Below are 18444 nucleotides of genomic sequence, written 5' to 3' on the forward strand. Positions count from 1 at the left end.
CTCACGACATGTGGAAAACGGTTTCCAGCGGCTTTGCAACTGGTTCGTTGTCTTGATGGGTTTGCATAATATCCGCCATATGCGCCCACCAGCGCTGCATTATCGGGTGTGCTGACAGGTCTTCCATTGTGTGATCATCGGTCCGCCACAGGACACCAAACAGAATACCTGTGTCGTCGTCCAGGTGGATCGAATAATCAGACACCCCCGCCTGTTTCAGAAGCTCCAGAAGCTCTGGCCAGACTTCATCATGACGCCGGCGGTATTCGTCTTTGCAGTCAGGGTTCAACGTCATCTTGAACGCATACTTCTGCATCAGCCTCTCCACATAGTCCAAAGGCGGGGCAGTGCGATGACGCCAATCAGAAGCGCACCGATCACAATGGACATCACGATTCCAGGTACATTCAGAAGCCCAAGTCCGAAGGTTACCAATCCCATCACAAATGCGGCAATGACAACACCGGGGATGCTGCCCGACCCACCAAGAATGTTGACCCCGCCCAGAACGACCATCGTCACCACCTCAAGCTCCCACCCAAAGGCAATCGATGGGCGCGTCGACCCGAGACGTGACGTCAGGCAGATCGCGGCGACGCCCGACATAAGGCCAGTCAGCAAGAACAAAAGAAACTTCACCCGCGCGACCCGGATGCCCGAGAACAGCGCACCGGTGGGATTGTTGCCGATGGCATAGACCGCACGGCCGAAATTGGTTTTGTGCAGGATCACTCCATAGATCACAGCAAGCAGCGCAAACAGGACGAACTCAAACGAAATGACCCAAAATACATAGCCCTGGCCAAAGTAGGCAAAGTCCGTCGGGTAACCCTTGTAGACCTGATCCCCCAGGACGATATAGCTGATCCCCCGGAACAGACTCATTGTCCCTATGGTGACCACGATTGAAGGCAGACCCAGACGGGTAACCAAGACCCCGTTGAAGGCCCCGCACAGAACCCCGGTCCCCAAACCGACAAGGATCAAGACCGGAGTCCCGACCCCCATTTGGACCGCCGCACCCATAGCCGTGGATGCAAGCGCGATTATTGAGGCAACAGATAAGTCGATTTCGCCCGAAATGATCAGCAGTGCCATTGCGAAGGCAATCATTGCCTTTTCAGTGAAATTGAAGGTCGCGTCAGACAGGTTCCAGGCGTTAAGGAAATATGGCGAGGCAAAGCTGTTGGCAATGAAGATGGCGATGGCGACCGCCAGCAGCAGCGACTCCCAGCTCCTTAGCTTCCGCTCCAGCGGCGATTGCAACCGGTCGGGAATGAAACGGTCGGTGGTGCTCATGCCGTATGCTCCGCTGATTTAAGGATGATCCGTCCCTTGTCGCGATTGGCCCGTGAATTCAGCGCCACAGCGATAATGATCGCGCTGCCCGAAATGGCCAGTTGCCAGAATGGTGAGACATTAATGACAGGCAGGGCGTTCTTGATCAGGCCAAGAAACAACGCTCCCAACAACGCGCCGCCAACCGAACCGATGCCACCCGCAATCGAAACACCGCCGATCACACAGGCGGCGACCACATCAAGCTCGAACCCGCCCGCAATGTCGACATAGGCCACGGCATAGCGCGACACCCAGAGATACCCGACCAAGCCGGCCAGTGCACCTGAGATTGTAAACGCCCAGAACTGGGTCTTGCCAACATCGATGCCAGTGTAGGTTGCCGCGTGCGGGTTGCCACCGACCGCATAGAACGCCCGTCCCAGTGTCGTCCGCGTCATCACGATGGCGAACGCGATCACTGCAATGATGGCGATCCAGCTCAGCATTGGCAGGCCCAGAAATTCAGATCGAGAAAAAGCTTTGAAGGCAGCGCTCATCTCGTGGCTGTTCACCCATTTTCCGTCAGAAATCAAAAAGATGATCCCGCGGAAAATAGTCATGGTGCCAAGCGTCACAACGATGGGTGGAATATTGAGTTTCCAAACCAGAATTCCGTTGACCATGCCCATCATCGTACCAAGAGCAACAGCTACGGCAACGATCACAACGACTGGCACACCCGGCGCCGCAACATTGATCATTGAGACGATCATGCCGGTCAGAGCGAGGTTCGCGGCCACTGACAAGTCAATGCATTTGGTCAAGATCACAATCATCTGGCCGATGGCGAGTAGGATCAGAGGTGAAGTGTCATTAAACACGACGGAGAGGTTGGATAGCGTGACGAAGCTGGGGAAGCGGATTGAGATCAGCGCTAGAAGAACAGCAATTGCGCCCAACAACAGGGCTTCCCGAGAAGCGATGAACCGTTTCAGCATACTTGCGGCCTCCATCAGATACCTGCCGCATGGCGGACAAGGGTTTCGGGGGAAAGGTCGGTGCCTTCCAGCTCGGCAGCGATGCGGCCTTCACGCATGACGATGACTCGGTCGGACATGCCCATGATTTCGGGGATTTCCGAGCTGACCATGATGACGGCCAAGCCCTGAGCAGCAAGCTCGGCCATAAACTCGTGCACGGCAGCCTTGGATCCGATATCTATGCCTTTAGTCGGTTCGTCAAGAATGATCACTTTGGGCTGCGTTGCCAGCCATTTGGCGATCACCACCTTTTGCTGATTTCCACCGGACAGAGATCCCACATCGGTATCAAGCGAAGCTGCACGCAAATCCAGACGCTCGGTATATTCTCGGGCCAGACGAAACTCCTCTGCCAGTCGCAGAAACCCGTGCTTTGAGGTTCGATTGAGCGACGGAAGCGTCACGTTTTGGAAGATTGGAAGCGAGGTAATGGCACCCTGTGTCCCTCTATCCTCTGGGACGTAAACAACCCCGTTTTCAATTGCGTCTGCGGGGGAACGGATCACCCGGATATTTCCATCGATCTTGGTGACGCCTTTGGATGGTTTCGTGATCCCGAACAGCGCCTGCATAAATTCTGAACGTCCGGCTCCGACCAGACCGTAGAAGCCGAGGATCTCACCCCGATGCAGCGCGAAACCTATATCCGCAAACTCGGTCGGGTGATCGTAACCAACGACCTGAAGCACCTGTTCTCCAATGCGGCTGTCACGGGTTGGAAAGATCTGGCTCACATCCCGCCCCACCATCATCTTGACCAGTTCGGCTTCGGTGATATCGGAGATCCGGCCGTCGCCAATGAACTGACCATCCCGAAAAACGGTGAAGTGATCCGCTATTCGAAAGATCTCGTCAAACTTGTGGCTGATGAACAGGATGGCTTTGCCCTGCTCTTTGAGCGTTTCTACAAGATGATATAGTTCCTGAATTTCTTTGTGCGATAGCGCTGCAGTTGGTTCGTCCATGATGACGACGCGCGCGTCGATCGACAGTGCGCGGGCAATCGCAACAAGATGTTTGTTGGCGATCCCAAGTTCACGCAGCTTAGTTGAAGGATCGATTTCTGCTCCGATTTCGGACAGAATATCTAGCGCCCGTTGCTCCATACTCGCCCAATCGATCAACCCCAAACGGCCACGTGGCGCATGGCTCAGAAAGATGTTTTCGGCGACCGACAGCTCGTCAAAAAGCACTGTTTCCTGGTGGATGGCAGTGATCCCCGCATCCGCGGCGTCCTGAGCTGTGGAAAACTGAATTGCCTCTCCATCAATACGGATCGCGCCGCCGTCAGGCTGGTAGATCCCGGTGAGAATTTTTACGACCGTGGATTTGCCCGCGCCATTCTCCCCAACAAGAGCAGTCACTTGGCCGGGGTAAAGCTTCAGTTCGACCTCGGACAGAGCTTTTACACCGGGAAATGTCTTAGTGATCCCATCAAGCGCCAGGATCGGTTCAAGTGCCCGGTCGGCTGCGGCTATCGGATCAGGTTGAATCTGCATCGCCGTATCATTCATTGGAAGTGATGACCCGGCGCGGTACGCCGGGTCGGGTGGTCAGGCCACGATCAGAAGATCGACTTGAAGTCGTCGACGTTCGAGCTGTCATAGGTGAACGGATCGGACATCGCGGCCGACCCTGTATCGTCCAGCGTCGCTTCGCCCATACGCCCCATCGGAACCGAAGACCCCGCATCGGCCGTGGCCCCATCATGGATGTTGTAGGCAAGCATGGTTGCCGCATAACCCAGATCAATCGGGTTCCAGATCGCAAAGCTTTTGGTTGCACCAGACTCAACGCAGCCGGCCATCTCGGATGGGAGACCAAGACCGGTCACGTTGATTTCGCCGATTTTGCCCGCGTCTGTGACGGCCTGGCATGATGCCAGGATACCCACGGTTGTCGGTGCAATGATTGCTTTCAGATCGGGATAGGTCGACATCAGGCCCTGCGCTTCACGATAGGACTTGTCCGACAGGTCATCGCCATAAACAGTCGAGACCAGATTGACGCCCGGATAATTGGGCAGAACCTCTTTCGCAGCTTCGATCCATGCGTTCTGGTTGGTCGCAGTTGCCGACGCCGACAGGATTGCAATATCCCCACCATCGGGCATGTGATCGGCCGCCAGCTTGATGATTGTGTTGCCGATCAGCTCGGTCGACGACGGGTTCAGATGCATTTGCCGGCCCTCGGGGGAAACTCCCGAATCCCAGGAAACGACGGTGATGCCGCGGCTCATCGCCTTTTTTAAAGCGGGTACCAGCGCATCCGGGTCGTTGGCCGAGATCGCAATGGCGTCGACGCCCTGGGCGATCAGCGAGTTAATGACCTCGATCTGGCCTTCCGCAGTGGTGTCGGTTGGACCGGTATAAATGATCTCGACATCCCCAAGCTCTGCTGCCGCTTCTTCGGCGCCTTTGGCAGCAGCTTCAAAGAACCCAATGCCAAGTGCCTTGACGACAAGCGCGATGCGCACATTGTCCTCGGCAAAGGCCGGGGCGCTGGTCAGACTCATGGCAAGCCCAAGACCTGCGACCAGTTTACTGAAATTGCGACGGTGCATTATGTTTCCTCCCATAGTCACTACGATTTTTGACGCACTGGCCTTATAAAGCCGCTGCGTCTTCTTCCTGAGCGGCGCCGGATTCAGCGACGATCAAATTCACATCCGCAACTTCAAGCATGGCGGCTGCACTGTCTGAGATACGCTCGTCGGTGATCACAGTTGTGATCCGATTCAAGGGGCACAGCACCAGACTGGAGCGGTTCTCAAACTTGGAGCTGTCGACAAGAACGATGAGCTCGTCGGCCTGACCGATCAGCTTTTCTTCTGCCTGGATCAGAAGCGGGTCTGCCTCCATGAGGCCAAGTGGCCCCAGTCCTTGCGCCCCCATGAACACGCGGCGTGCATAGAAATTTCGCGTCACGTCGTTTTCGAAGGGGGAAAGAATGATGTTCTGCTCGCGATAGATCACCCCTCCCGACAACATTACGGTGTTCTTAGAGTGCTTGAGCAGATGCTCGGCAATCGGGAACGAGTTCGTAAATACCTGCAGCCGACGCGAAGCTAACGGATGCACCATCTGAAATGTGGTGGTGCCGCCATTGATGATGATCGATTCACCATCTTCGCAAATATCGACCGCCGCACGGGCGATGGCCTGCTTCTCACGCGTGCGCATGGTTTCGTTGATTGCAAATGGCCGTCCGGCAAGCCCCACAAACTGCGGCGGGTTAAGTGCTTCGGCTCCACCCCGCACCCTCTTTAGTTTGCGTTCTGCATCGAGTGTGGCGATGTCACGACGTATGGTCGCCTCTGACGCGTCTGTCAGATTGCACAGATCCGCAACAGTAACGACTGGACGGCCCTGAACCGCAGACAGAATAACTCTATGACGTTCTTTTTCGTGCATTCACGCCTCCCTTGAGCGTCAACACTGCGCAGTTTCGACGCATCTGTCAATCAAAAACAATCAACACTAATCAATATAGCATATATTATGGCTTAAAATGATTGTTTATGATTGACAATTCTTGACTGCCTTTTCAGGATGTACCCTAAATCTAATTCAGGCGCGTGCCGCCGACCCGGAGGACAGCATGTTGAAATCTGAAGATAAATTGCTTCTGGATAATCGTTGGGATGAGGCTGCTGTCGCTGGAATGAGCGAATCGGAACTGCTGCGCTACCGTTCGAATATCCTCGGCGCTGATAAGCGCGTGACAAATTATGGCGGCGGCAACACTTCAGCAAAGGCGGTGGAAACCGACCCGCTAACCGGCAAAGAGGTCGAGGTCCTGTGGGTTAAAGGATCCGGGGGGGATATCGGCTCGATCAAGATGGATGGGTTCGCGACGCTTTACATGGACAAGCTGAAGGCTCTGAAAAGTCTGTATCGCGGTGTGGAATTAGAAGATGAGATGGTTGGCTATTTGCCACATTGCACCTTCAATCTGAACACGCGCGCCGCATCAATCGACACCCCGTTGCACGCCTATGTGCCACAAAAACACGTGGATCACGTCCATGCTGACGCCATCATTTCCATCGCGGCGTCCAAAGGCTCAAAGGAACTGACGCAGGAAATATTCGGCGGCAAAATCGGTTGGTTGCCCTGGAAACGACCCGGGTACGAGCTGGGGTTGTGGCTTGAAAAGTTCTGTTTGGAAAACCCGGATGCGGATGGGGTGGTATTGGAAAGCCACGGGCTGTTTACCTGGGGGGACACCGCGAAGTCCTGCTATGACAAGACAATCGAAGTCATCAATACCGCCACCCAGTGGCTGGCCGAAAAGGCGGAAGACGTCGCACCTTTCGGAGGTCCCATCCACCAAAGCCTTAAACCCGAAGATCGCCGCGCCGTAGCTGCACGGCTGATGCCCGCAATCCGTGGATTTGTCTCGGGCAATCAACATATGGTTGGGCATTTCAATGACAGCGATGCGGTTCTGGAGTTCCTCAATGCCAACGAGATGGAGTCTCTCGCCGCACTGGGGACATCCTGCCCCGATCACTTCCTGCGAACCAAAATCCGTCCATTGGTGATCAATTACGATCCGTTGAAAGGCAATATAGATGAGGTGCTTGAAGGTCTGTCTGCGCAGATTGCCGCGTATCGGGATGCCTACGCCAGCTACTACGAGCGCTGCAAGCACGACAACAGCCCAGCACTGCGTGATCCCAACGCTGTGGTGTATCTGGTGCCTGGCGTTGGTATGATCACCTTTGCCAAGGACAAGGCAACGGCGCGCATATCCGGGGAATTTTACATCAACGCCATCAACGTGATGCGCGGCGCCTCCTCGGTCAGCGAATATGTAGGTTTGCCAGAGCAAGAAGCCTTCGACATCGAGTATTGGCTTTTGGAAGAGGCCAAGCTTCAGCGCATGCCAAAGCCCAAATCGCTTGCAGGCCGGGTGGCCTTAGTCACCGGTGGGGCGGGTGGGATCGGTGCGGCGACGGCGGAACGGTATCTGTCTGAAGGCGCATGTGTTGTCCTCGCGGATATCAATGCCGACGGCCTTGCCAATACTCAAGCAGCGCTCGCGGCAAAGTACAGCGCCGACGTAGTGCGCAGTGTGACCATGGATGTTACCAGTGAAGAATCCGTAGCACGTTCATTCAATGAGGCCGCTTGCGAGTTTGGCGGAGTTGATATCCTCTTATCAAACGCAGGCATTGCGTCCTCTGCTCCGATTGAGGAAACCTCACTGGCTCTTTGGAGCAAAAACATGGATATCCTCAGTACGGGTTACTTTCTTGTCAGTCGCGAGGCTTTCAAGATGCTGCGGTTACAAAACATGGGCGGCTCCATAGTGTTTGTCGCGTCCAAGAATGGGCTGGCGGCTTCACCCAACGCTTCGGCTTACTGCACCGCCAAAGCCTCCGAAATCCACCTTGCGCGGTGTCTGGCGCTGGAAGGGGCCGAGGCGGGCATCCGAGTGAACGTTGTCAACCCGGATGCAGTTCTGCGTGGATCAAAAATCTGGGAAGGCGACTGGCTGGATCAGCGCGCCACTACCTACGGCACGAACAAGGAAGGGCTGGAAGAAATGTATCGCCAGCGCTCAATGCTAAAACGTTCAGTCCTGCCGGAAGATATTGCTGAGGCCTGTTATTTCTTCGCGGCCGACACCTCTGCTAAATCCACCGGCAACATATTGAACGTGGACGCAGGAAACGTTCAGGCCTTCACACGCTGAGGCCATACGAAGGGACGAAATCATGAGCAATTATAATAGCGCGAGGCAACAGTTTGCGGACTGGGGCGTCGACACCGAAGCCGCCATCGAGACGCTTAAGACCATTCCAATTTCCATGCATTGCTGGCAGGGCGATGATGTGGTCGGCTTCGAAGAGAAGTCCGGAAGTTCTGGCGGCGGCATACAAGCCACGGGCAACCACCCCGGCCGAGCACGCACACCGGACGAACTGCGGGCTGATCTGAATTTCGCTTATTCACAGATTCCGGGGGCGCACCGTCTCAACCTGCACGCGATGTACCTGGACACCGATGAATCACCCGACCGGGATGAGATCGAATTGCGTCATTTCGCGCCGTGGGTTGGCTGGGCCAACGAGCAAAACATAGCGCTAGACTTCAATCCCACTTTCTTTGCCCATGAGAAAGCTGACGACAATCTAACCCTTGCGCACCCAGACCAGGGCATCCGGGATTTCTGGATCGAGCATGGCAAACGTACACGTGAAATTGCATCCCAAATCGGTGATGCGCAGGGCAACCCATGCATCAACAATATTTGGGTACCAGATGGTATGAAAGACCACCCGATCGACCGGATGACACCTCGAAAGCATCTTGAAAACTCTCTGGATTCTATGCTGTCGGACCCGTTCGATGCCCAACATCTTCTGGATGCTGTCGAGAGCAAGCTTTTCGGCATTGGGGTCGAGGCCTATACGGTCGGCAGCCATGAATTCTATCTGGGCTATGCGACGCGGAAGGGAACGCTTCTTTGCCTCGACATGGGGCATTTCCACCCAACTGAAAACATCGCCGACAAGCTAAGTTCAGTCGCCCTGTCGGTCGACGAAATCCTGCTTCACGTCTCGCGCCCGATGCGGTGGGACAGCGATCACGTTATTCTGCTCGATGACTCCATTCTTGCCATGGCGCAGGAACTGGTCGCATGCGATCTGCTTGGCCGCACTCATATCGGACTTGATTTCTTCGATGCCACGATCAGCCGAACTGCCGCGTGGGTCATCGGAACACGCAATATGCAAAAGGCGCTTTTGCGCGCACTACTTCTTCCTTTGGATCAACTGAAAACTGCTGAGACCTCGCTGGACTTCACGACGCGCTTCATGATGACAGAAGAGCTTAAGGATCTGCCCTTCAGCGCAATCTGGGCCGAATACTGCGAACGGATGGATGTAAAATACGGGAAATCCTTGCTTAGGGAACTCGACAATTACCAAAGCAAAGTTTCGACGCGAGGATAGACGAGCCGGGTTCTGTCGCAAAGGTTATGTTGCAAATTTTTGGAACGATCAGAGTAAGCGCCTTACCAGGCACACTTATCCTACGATCTCAGCGAACCCCCGAAAGCCGGAGGTTGCTGCGCTGGAGAGTTGCTGCTTTCGGGTCATAGTGGCGACTTCAATGCCATCCAACGTAGCAGACGCGGATGCGAAGGATTTGAACCCACACATATGTCGAACGCGCCGTTTTATGAACCGATGATCCTGCTCGATCATGTTATTCAAAAATTTGGACCTGATTGTCTAAACCTTGGCTTGGCAACCAAACCGCTTCAGAATACCTGAGCTGACAGCTCGCGCCACTGCCTGTTCTTTTGTCCGGCACTTGGGCTTCGTGACGATCGAAGATGGCAGAGCATGAACTACTCTATCCTTAGTCATCTAGCGAACAAAGGTACGTCGGCTGCGTCAATTGCGATGTTCGAGACTCAAAAACACCAATGAGCGATTGATTTGGCTCTTGTCTTTTTGGGCGACGCGATAAAGACGGTCCGAGGTGATAAGTTCCTTCTGTACGTAGCTGTCAGGGTGGTTAACGGAACTACCGTGTTGTTTCTGAGTTCCGTCTTTGCAACGTGTTACTTCGGTCCATAGGTCGTTGAATGCGCGATTGGCTTCGGTGTCTCGGAACGAAAACTCCCATCGGCATGAAATGCCTTGGACATTGACCAGGCCGACATACGGTTCGCACGTTGCTCCTTTCGGCGAGAAACCAGTGGTGTTGTAGTTTTCAAGTGCGATAACCCTGTCACATAATCCTGCGAAGCCGGTTTCTGGCGAAGTAGCCATGACAAATCCCAGAAAACAAACGACCGCAACTTTGGCTGTTTGCTTGGTTGTCAATTTATCATTCAGCCGCATCCGGGAAATCGTTTTTTAAGTAGACACCCTTCACACGTTCTTTTGCTGGATCAAAATGCGGGAACGGAACAATTTTTGCCTTCAAGCGCTTTTGCTGCCCATCCAGTTGACCGATCTCAATATTGTGCCCCTCGAGCGCATGGGTTGATGCAACCCGCCCGAGGGCGATGACCTTGCCTAAGATGGGTGATTTCATCGCGCTGGTGATTTCACCGACCTGCGCTTTTCCGATACGTACACAATCGCCCGGACAAGGAACTGTTCCACCTTCTATATCAAACCCGACCAGTTTGCGTTGAGGGTGAGCCTTGCGTTCCTCAATTGCGCTGCGCCCGATGAAGTCATCGGTCTTAGATTTCAATGGGACGGTAAAACCGACCCCAGCCTCGAACGGATCGGTTTGGTCGTCAAATTCGGACCCGGCAAAGATCAAGCCGCCTTCGATCCGCAACATGTCGAGGGCGGCAAGGCCAAGCGGAGCAATTCCATAATCCTGACCAACTTCCCAGACACGGTCGAAAATCTCGACAGCATCATTGGGGTGGCAGAAGATTTCATATCCTAATTCGCCGGAATATCCGGTTCGGGAAATCACGACAGAGGTGCCGCGCACATCCCCGACCCGGGCCACGGTAAGCCGGAACCAAGGCAATTCTTCTATGGTTGGCTGCTGGGGTGGCGTCCAGAATATCTGCGAGAGGATGTCGCGGCTGTGCCGCCCCTGTACCGCGATGTTGTGCAACTGATCTGTAGAGTTTCGAACCCAGACATTCATGTTGCGCTTACGCGCTTGTTCCTGCAGCCACAAACCGCTGGTGTCGTTGCCACCAATCCATCGGAAGTTGGTCTCACCCAGCCGATAGATAGTGCCATCGTCGATCATACCGCCATGTTCATAGCACATTGCCGTATAGACAACTTGACCGACGCTCAGCTTCTTCATGTTGCGGGTCACGCAAAGCTGCATCAGTTCTTCGGCATCCGGGCCAACAACCTCGTATTTGCGCAGTGGACTCAGATCCATTACGGCGACTTTGTCTCGACAGGCCCAATACTCTGCGATTGCGCCATGATTGGTCATCGTATTAGGCAGCCAATATCCACTATATTCGACAAAATCACGGGTATCACGTGCAAAGCAGTCGTGAAATGCTGTTTTCTTGGTTTCTTCCACATCCGCCTCCGCAGATTTTCTGTAGCCGTAGGACCGTTTAAAATCCTCGGTCGCTTTGTAAGTTCGCACCTGAATGTCGGTTGGATTCCAGCCATTGGCCGGGTCGATGTCGCAGGGGCAGCCGGTACTGACGCAGACAAGATCCGTCAATGCGCGCAGCAGCACGAAATCTCCGGGTCGCGACCAAGGATCATCCATACCGATGGTGTTGCTATCGTCCAGCATTGTATTGAAGAAAAAGTTGATCGCGGACCAACCTGCGCGGGGACGGATGCCATATTGGCTCAGATCCTTGTTGATATTGTCCGAGCAATTGACATGGCCAGGATAGCCCAGATCTTCATAATACCTTGCTGTGCAGGCCAGCCCGAACGTGTCGTGGCGACCGCACGTATCCTGCACGATCTCAACCAGGGGTTCCTGATCCACTGACCAGTATTTCGAGAATATACCTGGTTGCGGATACAAGCTGCCCATCAGGCTACGGGTTGTTGTCGGGTCAATTTCACGCTCGATCCCCTGATCCAGAGCGCGGCGACTGAAGGCCTGGAAATCAGAACACTCGCGTCCGCGGATATCCACGATCTGAATGAATTCGCCTGCCTTGACCTCATAGGACTTGGCATTGCCGGGCTGAATGTTGATGTCCTTCAGGGGGTCAGCCAACGGATCAGGCGGGCCGACATCGGGCTTTTCCAATCCGGGTGCCGAGCGCTGGATATACAGGATGATATCCGTGGGCGGATTGTTGTCCTGGGGGCGCATCGCCTGACCGGGTGCGGCGACGATTAGAAGACCGTCACTTTCCGCCACGAAATGCACCATGTCGCCGGGGCGTGATCCATCTGAGAAGGCCCTGACTGCATCCCCGCGTCCGATGTCGAAACCAGCAACCTCTAACGCGCGCAGCACTTTCTTGCCCGAAGCCGAGCCATTCGCCAGAGTTGCAATCAGCCCCTCTGGTCGCCCGTGCCCCTGCGCGCCAAGCATGGCAGCGTCCGAGCTTCGATCCGGGGCAAAGAACACCATCTCGGCGGGTTGCATCCCATCGCGATCCAACAATGTGATCGTGTCGCCTTTGGACACCGTAACAGCACGCGATCCTGTGCCAGGGACGGGATGACGTTCCGTGCCATGGGGCAGGATTGGAAGGCCAGGAGCCAGAACCCCGCTGCGTTCATACGGCACTTCGAAGACCGGCTTCACATTCATAATACACCTTCCTGAATAGATTCGGTCGCGCCGCGATGCATGACCACCAAAAGGCATCCCGATTTAGTGTGTGAAAAATGGCTGGAACCTGCGGTTAGACTTACGAAGTCACCGCTGCGATAGCTGAATCCATCGCGATCGGTCAGGTCACCTTCAAGGACAAAGAACTCTTCCGGACCGTGATGAATATGCGGGTTCGAGCGCGTGCCAGGTGCCATTTTCATCAGATAGCTGCCTTGGCCGGTATCCTGGTCAAAGCTGACATTTTTCCACCAAACTTGTTCGTCGGGCAGGTCTTTCATCTGCATTCTGACAAAGCCGGTATCGTCGAAACGGGTGACCGTACGCATATTTTGCTGTTGTGACATCTTAATCGAGCCCCAATCGCTTCTTGCGCTGTTCCGTCCAGCTGCTAATGGCCATGTCAAAGGTCAGAGCCATCAGCGACACGTTCAGGCCGAGGACAAAGTTTTTACCCAACTCGGTGCCGGCCAGCGTTCGCTGCAGTTCCTGTCCCAGATCCTGAGTGCCGATGAAGGCTGCGATGATGACCATGAAGAAAGCAAACATGATGGCCTGATTGAACCCAACTGCCATTGTCGGTAGTGCCAGCGGAAACTGAACTGACATCAGCTTTTGCCGCCGCGTTGATCCAGACATGTCTGCCGCTTCGGTCATTTCCGAGGGTACGCTGCTGAGGCCAATAATGGTGTACCGGATCAATGGTACCGCGGCGAAGATTAGGATCGAGAACACAACAGCTACGTCATTAACGCCGAACAGCATGATTGCCGGGATCAGATAGATGAAGCTGGGGAAGGTTTGTGCTGTGTCACAGGCCAAAAGGATGCTTTTTGACCAACGTTCTGATCGGGCAGCGATTACACCGAGCGGTATGCCAATCAAGGTGGCCAGAGCAACAGCTGAAATAACTGTGTATAGAGTGATCACAGATCGGTCCCACCAACCCGAGAATGCGACGATGGTAAAGAAAACCGCCGCATATATACCTGGGCGGCGTCCACCGATCCAATATGCAAAGGCAACGACTATTAGGATGAAGGCTGGGGTTGGGATCGCCAGCAACGTGTCCCGGAACGGGATCAGAACCTTGACGTTCAGAAACCAGCGCAACCATTCAGTTGTTCCCTTGATAGCCTCGATCGCCAGGACCGACTTGATCACAACATCAATTTCCTTGCCTTGGCTCAGGTGCTGTTTGCGACCAACTTCGGCCAGGATCGGAAACAGCTGCGACAGCAGAATAAAACCAATGAATAGACCCAGTGCGACCAGCGAAATCTTATACCGCTTCCACCAGGGTGTCCCACGCTCAAAGTGAACAGGTTGCTTGACCACCCATGCCTTGGACATCCGATCCAGCGTTACGGCTAGAAGAACAATCGTAACGCCAATCTCGAACGATCTGCCAAGTTTGAAGCTGCCCATCATTGCCAACAGCTTGGCACCGAGACCGGGCATACCAATAAAGGCGGTCAGAACAACCATGGCCAGACACAGCATGATCACCTGGTTTACGCCGACTAGAATTTCGGTGCGTGCTGCCGGAACATAGACATGGCGCAGCATCTGCCAGCGAGTGCAGCCGGACATTTGGCCCGCCTCGATCACTTCTGGGCTGACCTTTTTTAGCCCGAGCGTTGTCATCAAGATCATAGGCGGGATGGCAAAGGTAATTGTTGCAACCGCTCCAGCGGTTGGCCCCACCTTGAAGAAAATCACAGCGGGTAGCAGATAGGTAAAGAAGGGCAGGGTTTGAAGCACAGACAGAATGGGCTTCAACATCCGCTCGAACCAGCCACATTTCCACGCGGCGATACCAAGCGCCAGACCCAGCAGGAACGCCAAAGGCGCCGCGACGACGATCACGGACATTGTTTGCATGGCGATCTTCCACTGACCGATCGCAGCCGTCCAGATAAAGGTTCCAGCGCCCAGGGCGGCCAACCGCCAACCACCAACAGCGTATCCAACAACCCCAGCGACGGCGGCAATCGCAGACCATGGGATTGGTCCCAGATAGGGCCAGCGACGCTTGCCTTCCAAAAGGTTTGCTGACGTGTCCAGCAGAAACTCTAGAGGACCTTCCGCGATAAAGCGGGTTACATAAATCAAGCCAAGGTCATTTTGGATGAAGCTGAAAACTGCGTCCAGAACCTGCGCTGTGGGTGGGATGGCGGCTTCGGGGATGCGGTTTAGCCATTCAGGCAGAATACCAACTGCCTTGGCAAGGATCAGTGCGAAGGCTACGGCAAGCAGCACAGTAAGTACACGGGAACGTCCCCATGGCTTGTTTGATGTCTCTGTCAGATCTGTCGACAGCGTCGCCATTATTCGGCTCCGAGCAGGACATTCAGTGCGGTGTCGCGCTCCAGAACACCGGTGACAACGCCTTTGTCATTTGCAACCGGCAAAAGGATGCGGTTGTCATTGACCAGAACCCGCGCAAGTTCGTGGATCGTTGCTCCACCATTGATTGGTGCGCCTTCCAAAGCGTGTCCGTTGACTGGTTTCGCCAGCCCTTTCGCATGCACTACGCGGGCTTTGTCGATGTCCTCGGTGAATTTCGCCACGTATTCCGTGGCGGGGTTCATGACGATCTGGTCCGGCGTATCGCATTGTTCCACCGCGCCATTGCGCATGATCGCGATCCGGTCCGCCAGACGCAGCGCTTCGTCAAAATCATGGGTGATAAAGACAATGGTTTTACCCAACATCTCTTGTAGCCGTAGGAATTCATCCTGCATTTCACGTCGGATCAAAGGGTCAAGTGCGGAGAACGGCTCATCCAGAAACCAGATGTCCGGCTCAATCGCCAGGGACCGGGCGATGCCGACGCGTTGCTGTTGCCCTCCGCTGAGCTCGCGCGGGAAATACTCTTCACGACCCTCAAGGCCGACCAGCTTGATTACTTCCAAAGCCCGCTCACGTCGATCATGGCGATCCTGACCGCGCATTTCCAAAGGGAAGGCCACGTTGTCCAGAACGGTACGATGCGGCAGCAGACCGAAGGACTGAAACACCATGCCCATCTTGTTGCGGCGCAACTCGATCAGGTCGCGCTCACTCAGGCTCATGATGTTCTGACCGTCAACCTCTATCGTGCCGCCGGTAATGTCATGAAGGCGCGAAAAGCACCGTACCAGAGTGGACTTGCCTGATCCGGACAGTCCCATGATGACCAGCATTTCGCCCCGGTCAACTTCAATCGAGACGTCTTTAACCCCGGCGATGTAGCCGTCCGCACGTATCTCATCGAAGCTGCGGCCCGCGGGAATAGATTTCAGATAGGTCTCAGGAGAAGCTCCAAACAATTTCCAGACGTTTTTGGCTGAGATGACGGGCGCTGTCGCGGACATGGCTGCCTTCTTTCTTGTTAGGCACGGCCTTGCTTCACTGAGATTGGCAAGGCCGCGCCAGTTTCGTTGCGAATGACCGGATTATCAGCTGCAGGCGCTGATCCAGGAGTCAACAACGGCGCGATTAGCATCCAGCCATTCGGCTGCTGCCTCTTCCGGTTCCAGCTCGTCTGTGTCGACCAGTTTGGCCATTTCCGCGATTTGCGGGTTGGTGAACGAAATTTCAGTCAATACGCAGTAGGCCGCCGGCCACTTGTCTTTCATGCCATCCCACGCGGCTTTTTTCAGGTAACCGGTGGCTGGATTACCGCAATCATACAAAGCCTCGGGATTCGGACCTTTGGATGGGTCTTTGTCGCAACCATCTTCCCAGGCAGGAAATTCGACAAACTCACCGGGCCAGACAGCTTCGGCAAAGTTGGGTGTCCAGTTGAAGACCAGAACCGGCTTCTTGTCCGCCTCTGCGGCGCCGATCTCGGCCCATAGGGCTGCAGCCGAACCTGCATTGATCACGGTGAAATTCAGATCAAGCGCTTCGGCACGCTCTTTACCATGCTTTAACCAGTCTACTGGACCATCCAAATATCGGCCCTTGTCGCCGGTTTCTGCTGTTGCAAACAAATGCGCACAGTCGTTCAGAGCTTTCCAATCGGGCAGGCCGGGGCAGGACTCTTTGGTCCACATCGGATACCACCAGTCCTCGCGGGTGACGGCATCGTGGTCGCCTGCATCATGCAGACCACCCTTTTCCAGAGCCGCGCGGAAGGATGCTCCAAATGCGCCTTCCCAGACTTCCATCTCAAGCGTGACGTCGCCCAGACGCACCGACTCGTAGACCGCCTGACTATCGGTCGTGACGTATTCGACATTATCACCGATCTCTTCGAACAACTGGCCGACCACGTAAGACATAACGATCTGGCTGGACCAGTTGTGAATTGGGATGACGATCGGATCGCTGCTGTCTTCTGCGATCGCACCGGTGCCCGCTACCGCTGCCAAGGTTGCAGCAGAAAGTAGGTTTGAAAGTTTCATGATTGCTCCCTGAGTGACGTTCGATATTGGATTGAGGGCTCTTCCGGCCCCGAATTTGCGCATTCTGCCCAAATTTGCGCGAAACGCAGAACAGAAATTTGAGAGGCGTTGCCCATAAAATCTTGAGGCTAATTCATTTTTTTACTATCTTAACAGTCAGTTGCCTGATCGGTTTCCAGTTGACGCAGGCGAATGTTCTTTGATTGCAATCCGCTTCAGATTGGGAATCCGCCGTCAGATGCCAAAGAAAGCACCAGTTACCGGGAAGGTTCTTCCACCGCTCGACTACCTTTTGGCTTTTGAAGCGGCGGCCAAGGCCCAGAGTTTTGCGCAGGCCAGCAAGGTGCTCAACATTTCGGAAACAGCAATCAGCCGCAAAGTACGTCTGCTGGAGCAACATTATGACGTACCCTTGTTTGTCAGAGGTCATCGGTCGGTTTCGCTGACACAGCAAGGGGCTATATTGCTGGCGACCGTTGAAAAGTCGCTGGATCTGATGCGAGACGTCAGCCGTGATATGTTGGCCAAACATCAGGCCAATACGGTGTCGATCTCCGCGACCAACTCTGTCGCGTCGCTCTGGTTGATGCCGCAGCTGCGTAAGTTCAACAAATCCAATGGCCGCATCCGTATTTCGCTGGTGTCTTCGGACAGCGACGCGGAGTGCCTGTCTGATTCTATGGATCTGACGATATTGCGCGGGGAAGGGGATTGGCCCGGATATGAGGCGCAGCTTTTGTTCGGGGAAACCGTTTTCCCTGTGTGCAGCCCTGATTATCTCAAAAGTAATCCGAAGGCGGCAGTACTATCCGCGCTGCCGGAATTGGATCTGATTGAGGTGACTAGCAGCCACGCAGAATGGATGACTTGGCATACCTGGCTTGGCAGCAATGGAATTTCCACCTCATTGATGGAACGCGCTGTGGCCTTCAACACCTATCCTCTCTCTATACAAGCAGCAGTTGATGGTTTGGGTGTCGCACTGGGTTGGGCCCATCTTGTCGACCCCCTGCTTGAAAGCGGTGCGTTGGTCAGACCAATCCAGGACATATCGGTACGAACGCAGTCGGGATATTATCTTCTGAAGAACCCAACGCAAAAATCATTTCCCGAGCGACGCATTGTCGAGGATTGGTTGTTAGGGCTCAGCGCAGGGCGCAAACGTTACGCGTGATCCGATGGCGCCATCGCGCGATAAATTTTCTTTCCTTCAATGTCTCTGAAATTCAAAGGTTGACCGAAGGGAATAAATATTTACCTTAAAGAAAGTATCTGATTCAGCCCCGGGTCGCATATGCGGACGGGTCTGAATTCGTTCGGCCTACTTTTGCAGGGAGTCCAAAGCCCAATGAGCTATAAATCCGATATTGAGATTGCCCGTGAGGCAAACAAGAAGCCGATTCAGGAGATCGGTGCCAAGCTGGGCATTTCCAGTGATGATCTGCTGCCCTACGG

At 54.5% G+C, this 18444-nt stretch carries 15 protein-coding genes and 1 pseudogene; 3 read left to right on the top strand and 13 right to left on the bottom strand.

Going from position 1 to position 18444, the window contains the following annotated elements; genetic code table 11:
• Position 1 precedes the first annotated feature (1 nt).
• From rhaM to ACRZ91_RS18570, 6 genes are all read right to left on the bottom strand, one after another.
• Positions 2-316, bottom strand: a complete 315-nt coding sequence (gene rhaM, locus ACRZ91_RS18545) for an L-rhamnose mutarotase (RefSeq protein WP_480907679.1) — start codon at positions 314-316, stop codon at positions 2-4.
• The gene (locus ACRZ91_RS18550) at positions 316-1299 is read right to left on the bottom strand and encodes an ABC transporter permease (RefSeq protein WP_480907681.1); all 984 of its coding nucleotides are present in this window, start codon (positions 1297-1299) and stop codon (positions 316-318) included. The genes rhaM and ACRZ91_RS18550 overlap by 1 nt, the downstream gene beginning before the upstream one ends.
• On the bottom strand, positions 1296-2279 hold the full coding sequence (locus tag ACRZ91_RS18555; RefSeq protein WP_480907683.1) for an ABC transporter permease: 984 nt from the start codon (positions 2277-2279) through the stop codon (positions 1296-1298). Before ACRZ91_RS18555 ends, ACRZ91_RS18550 begins: the two co-directional genes overlap by 4 nt.
• Before the next feature lie 14 nt (positions 2280-2293).
• Positions 2294-3820, bottom strand: coding sequence for a sugar ABC transporter ATP-binding protein (locus ACRZ91_RS18560; protein WP_480907685.1), 1527 nt, complete (start codon positions 3818-3820; stop codon positions 2294-2296).
• Between the two features lie 65 nt (positions 3821-3885).
• Positions 3886-4884, bottom strand: coding sequence for a rhamnose ABC transporter substrate-binding protein (gene rhaS / locus ACRZ91_RS18565; RefSeq protein WP_480907686.1), 999 nt, complete (start codon positions 4882-4884; stop codon positions 3886-3888).
• 43 nt (positions 4885-4927) lie between these two features.
• Complete coding sequence (locus ACRZ91_RS18570) at positions 4928-5734, bottom strand: DeoR/GlpR family DNA-binding transcription regulator (protein WP_480907688.1); 807 nt, start codon at positions 5732-5734, stop codon at positions 4928-4930.
• A gap of 187 nt (positions 5735-5921) precedes the next feature.
• Between ACRZ91_RS18570 and ACRZ91_RS18575 the strand changes: the two genes are divergently transcribed.
• Both ACRZ91_RS18575 and ACRZ91_RS18580 read left to right on the top strand, forming a co-directional pair.
• Entirely contained in the window at positions 5922-8024 is a 2103-nt protein-coding gene (locus tag ACRZ91_RS18575) for a bifunctional rhamnulose-1-phosphate aldolase/short-chain dehydrogenase (RefSeq protein ID WP_480907689.1), read from the top strand.
• A gap of 22 nt (positions 8025-8046) precedes the next feature.
• Complete coding sequence (locus ACRZ91_RS18580) at positions 8047-9288, top strand: L-rhamnose isomerase (RefSeq protein WP_480907691.1); 1242 nt, start codon at positions 8047-8049, stop codon at positions 9286-9288.
• 75 nt (positions 9289-9363) lie between these two features.
• Here the strand turns inward: ACRZ91_RS18580 and ACRZ91_RS18585 are convergent.
• The 7 genes and pseudogenes from ACRZ91_RS18585 to ACRZ91_RS18615 all read right to left on the bottom strand — a co-directional run.
• Positions 9364-9564, bottom strand: a pseudogene (locus ACRZ91_RS18585) (DDE-type integrase/transposase/recombinase); the annotation flags it as partial.
• Positions 9565-9735: 171 nt separating this feature from the next.
• Positions 9736-10188 (bottom strand): hypothetical protein, encoded by a 453-nt coding sequence (locus tag ACRZ91_RS18590; RefSeq protein WP_480907693.1) that lies wholly within the window; start codon positions 10186-10188, stop codon positions 9736-9738.
• Complete coding sequence (locus tag ACRZ91_RS18595; protein ID WP_480907694.1) at positions 10175-12574, bottom strand: trimethylamine N-oxide demethylase; 2400 nt, start codon at positions 12572-12574, stop codon at positions 10175-10177. The genes ACRZ91_RS18590 and ACRZ91_RS18595 overlap by 14 nt, the downstream gene beginning before the upstream one ends.
• Positions 12571-12942, bottom strand: a complete 372-nt coding sequence (locus ACRZ91_RS18600) for a cupin domain-containing protein (RefSeq protein WP_480907696.1) — start codon at positions 12940-12942, stop codon at positions 12571-12573. The genes ACRZ91_RS18595 and ACRZ91_RS18600 overlap by 4 nt, the downstream gene beginning before the upstream one ends.
• Position 12943: 1 nt before the next feature.
• A complete protein-coding gene (locus ACRZ91_RS18605) occupies positions 12944-14926 on the bottom strand; it encodes an ABC transporter permease (RefSeq protein ID WP_480907698.1) in 1983 nt (660 codons plus the stop codon).
• Positions 14926-15954 carry a quaternary amine ABC transporter ATP-binding protein gene (locus ACRZ91_RS18610; protein WP_480907700.1) on the bottom strand — a complete coding sequence of 343 codons (1029 nt, stop codon included), beginning with the start codon at positions 15952-15954 and terminating at the stop codon, positions 14926-14928. The genes ACRZ91_RS18605 and ACRZ91_RS18610 overlap by 1 nt, the downstream gene beginning before the upstream one ends.
• A gap of 84 nt (positions 15955-16038) precedes the next feature.
• On the bottom strand, positions 16039-16989 hold the full coding sequence (locus ACRZ91_RS18615; protein ID WP_480907702.1) for an ABC transporter substrate-binding protein: 951 nt from the start codon (positions 16987-16989) through the stop codon (positions 16039-16041).
• 238 nt (positions 16990-17227) lie between these two features.
• Here ACRZ91_RS18615 and ACRZ91_RS18620 point away from each other — a divergent pair, with 238 nt between their 5' ends.
• Complete coding sequence (locus ACRZ91_RS18620; protein WP_480907704.1) at positions 17228-18163, top strand: LysR substrate-binding domain-containing protein; 936 nt, start codon at positions 17228-17230, stop codon at positions 18161-18163.
• The last annotated feature ends 281 nt before the right edge of the window (positions 18164-18444 follow it).

It is taken from the genome of Ruegeria sp. O11 (assembly GCF_056535285.1).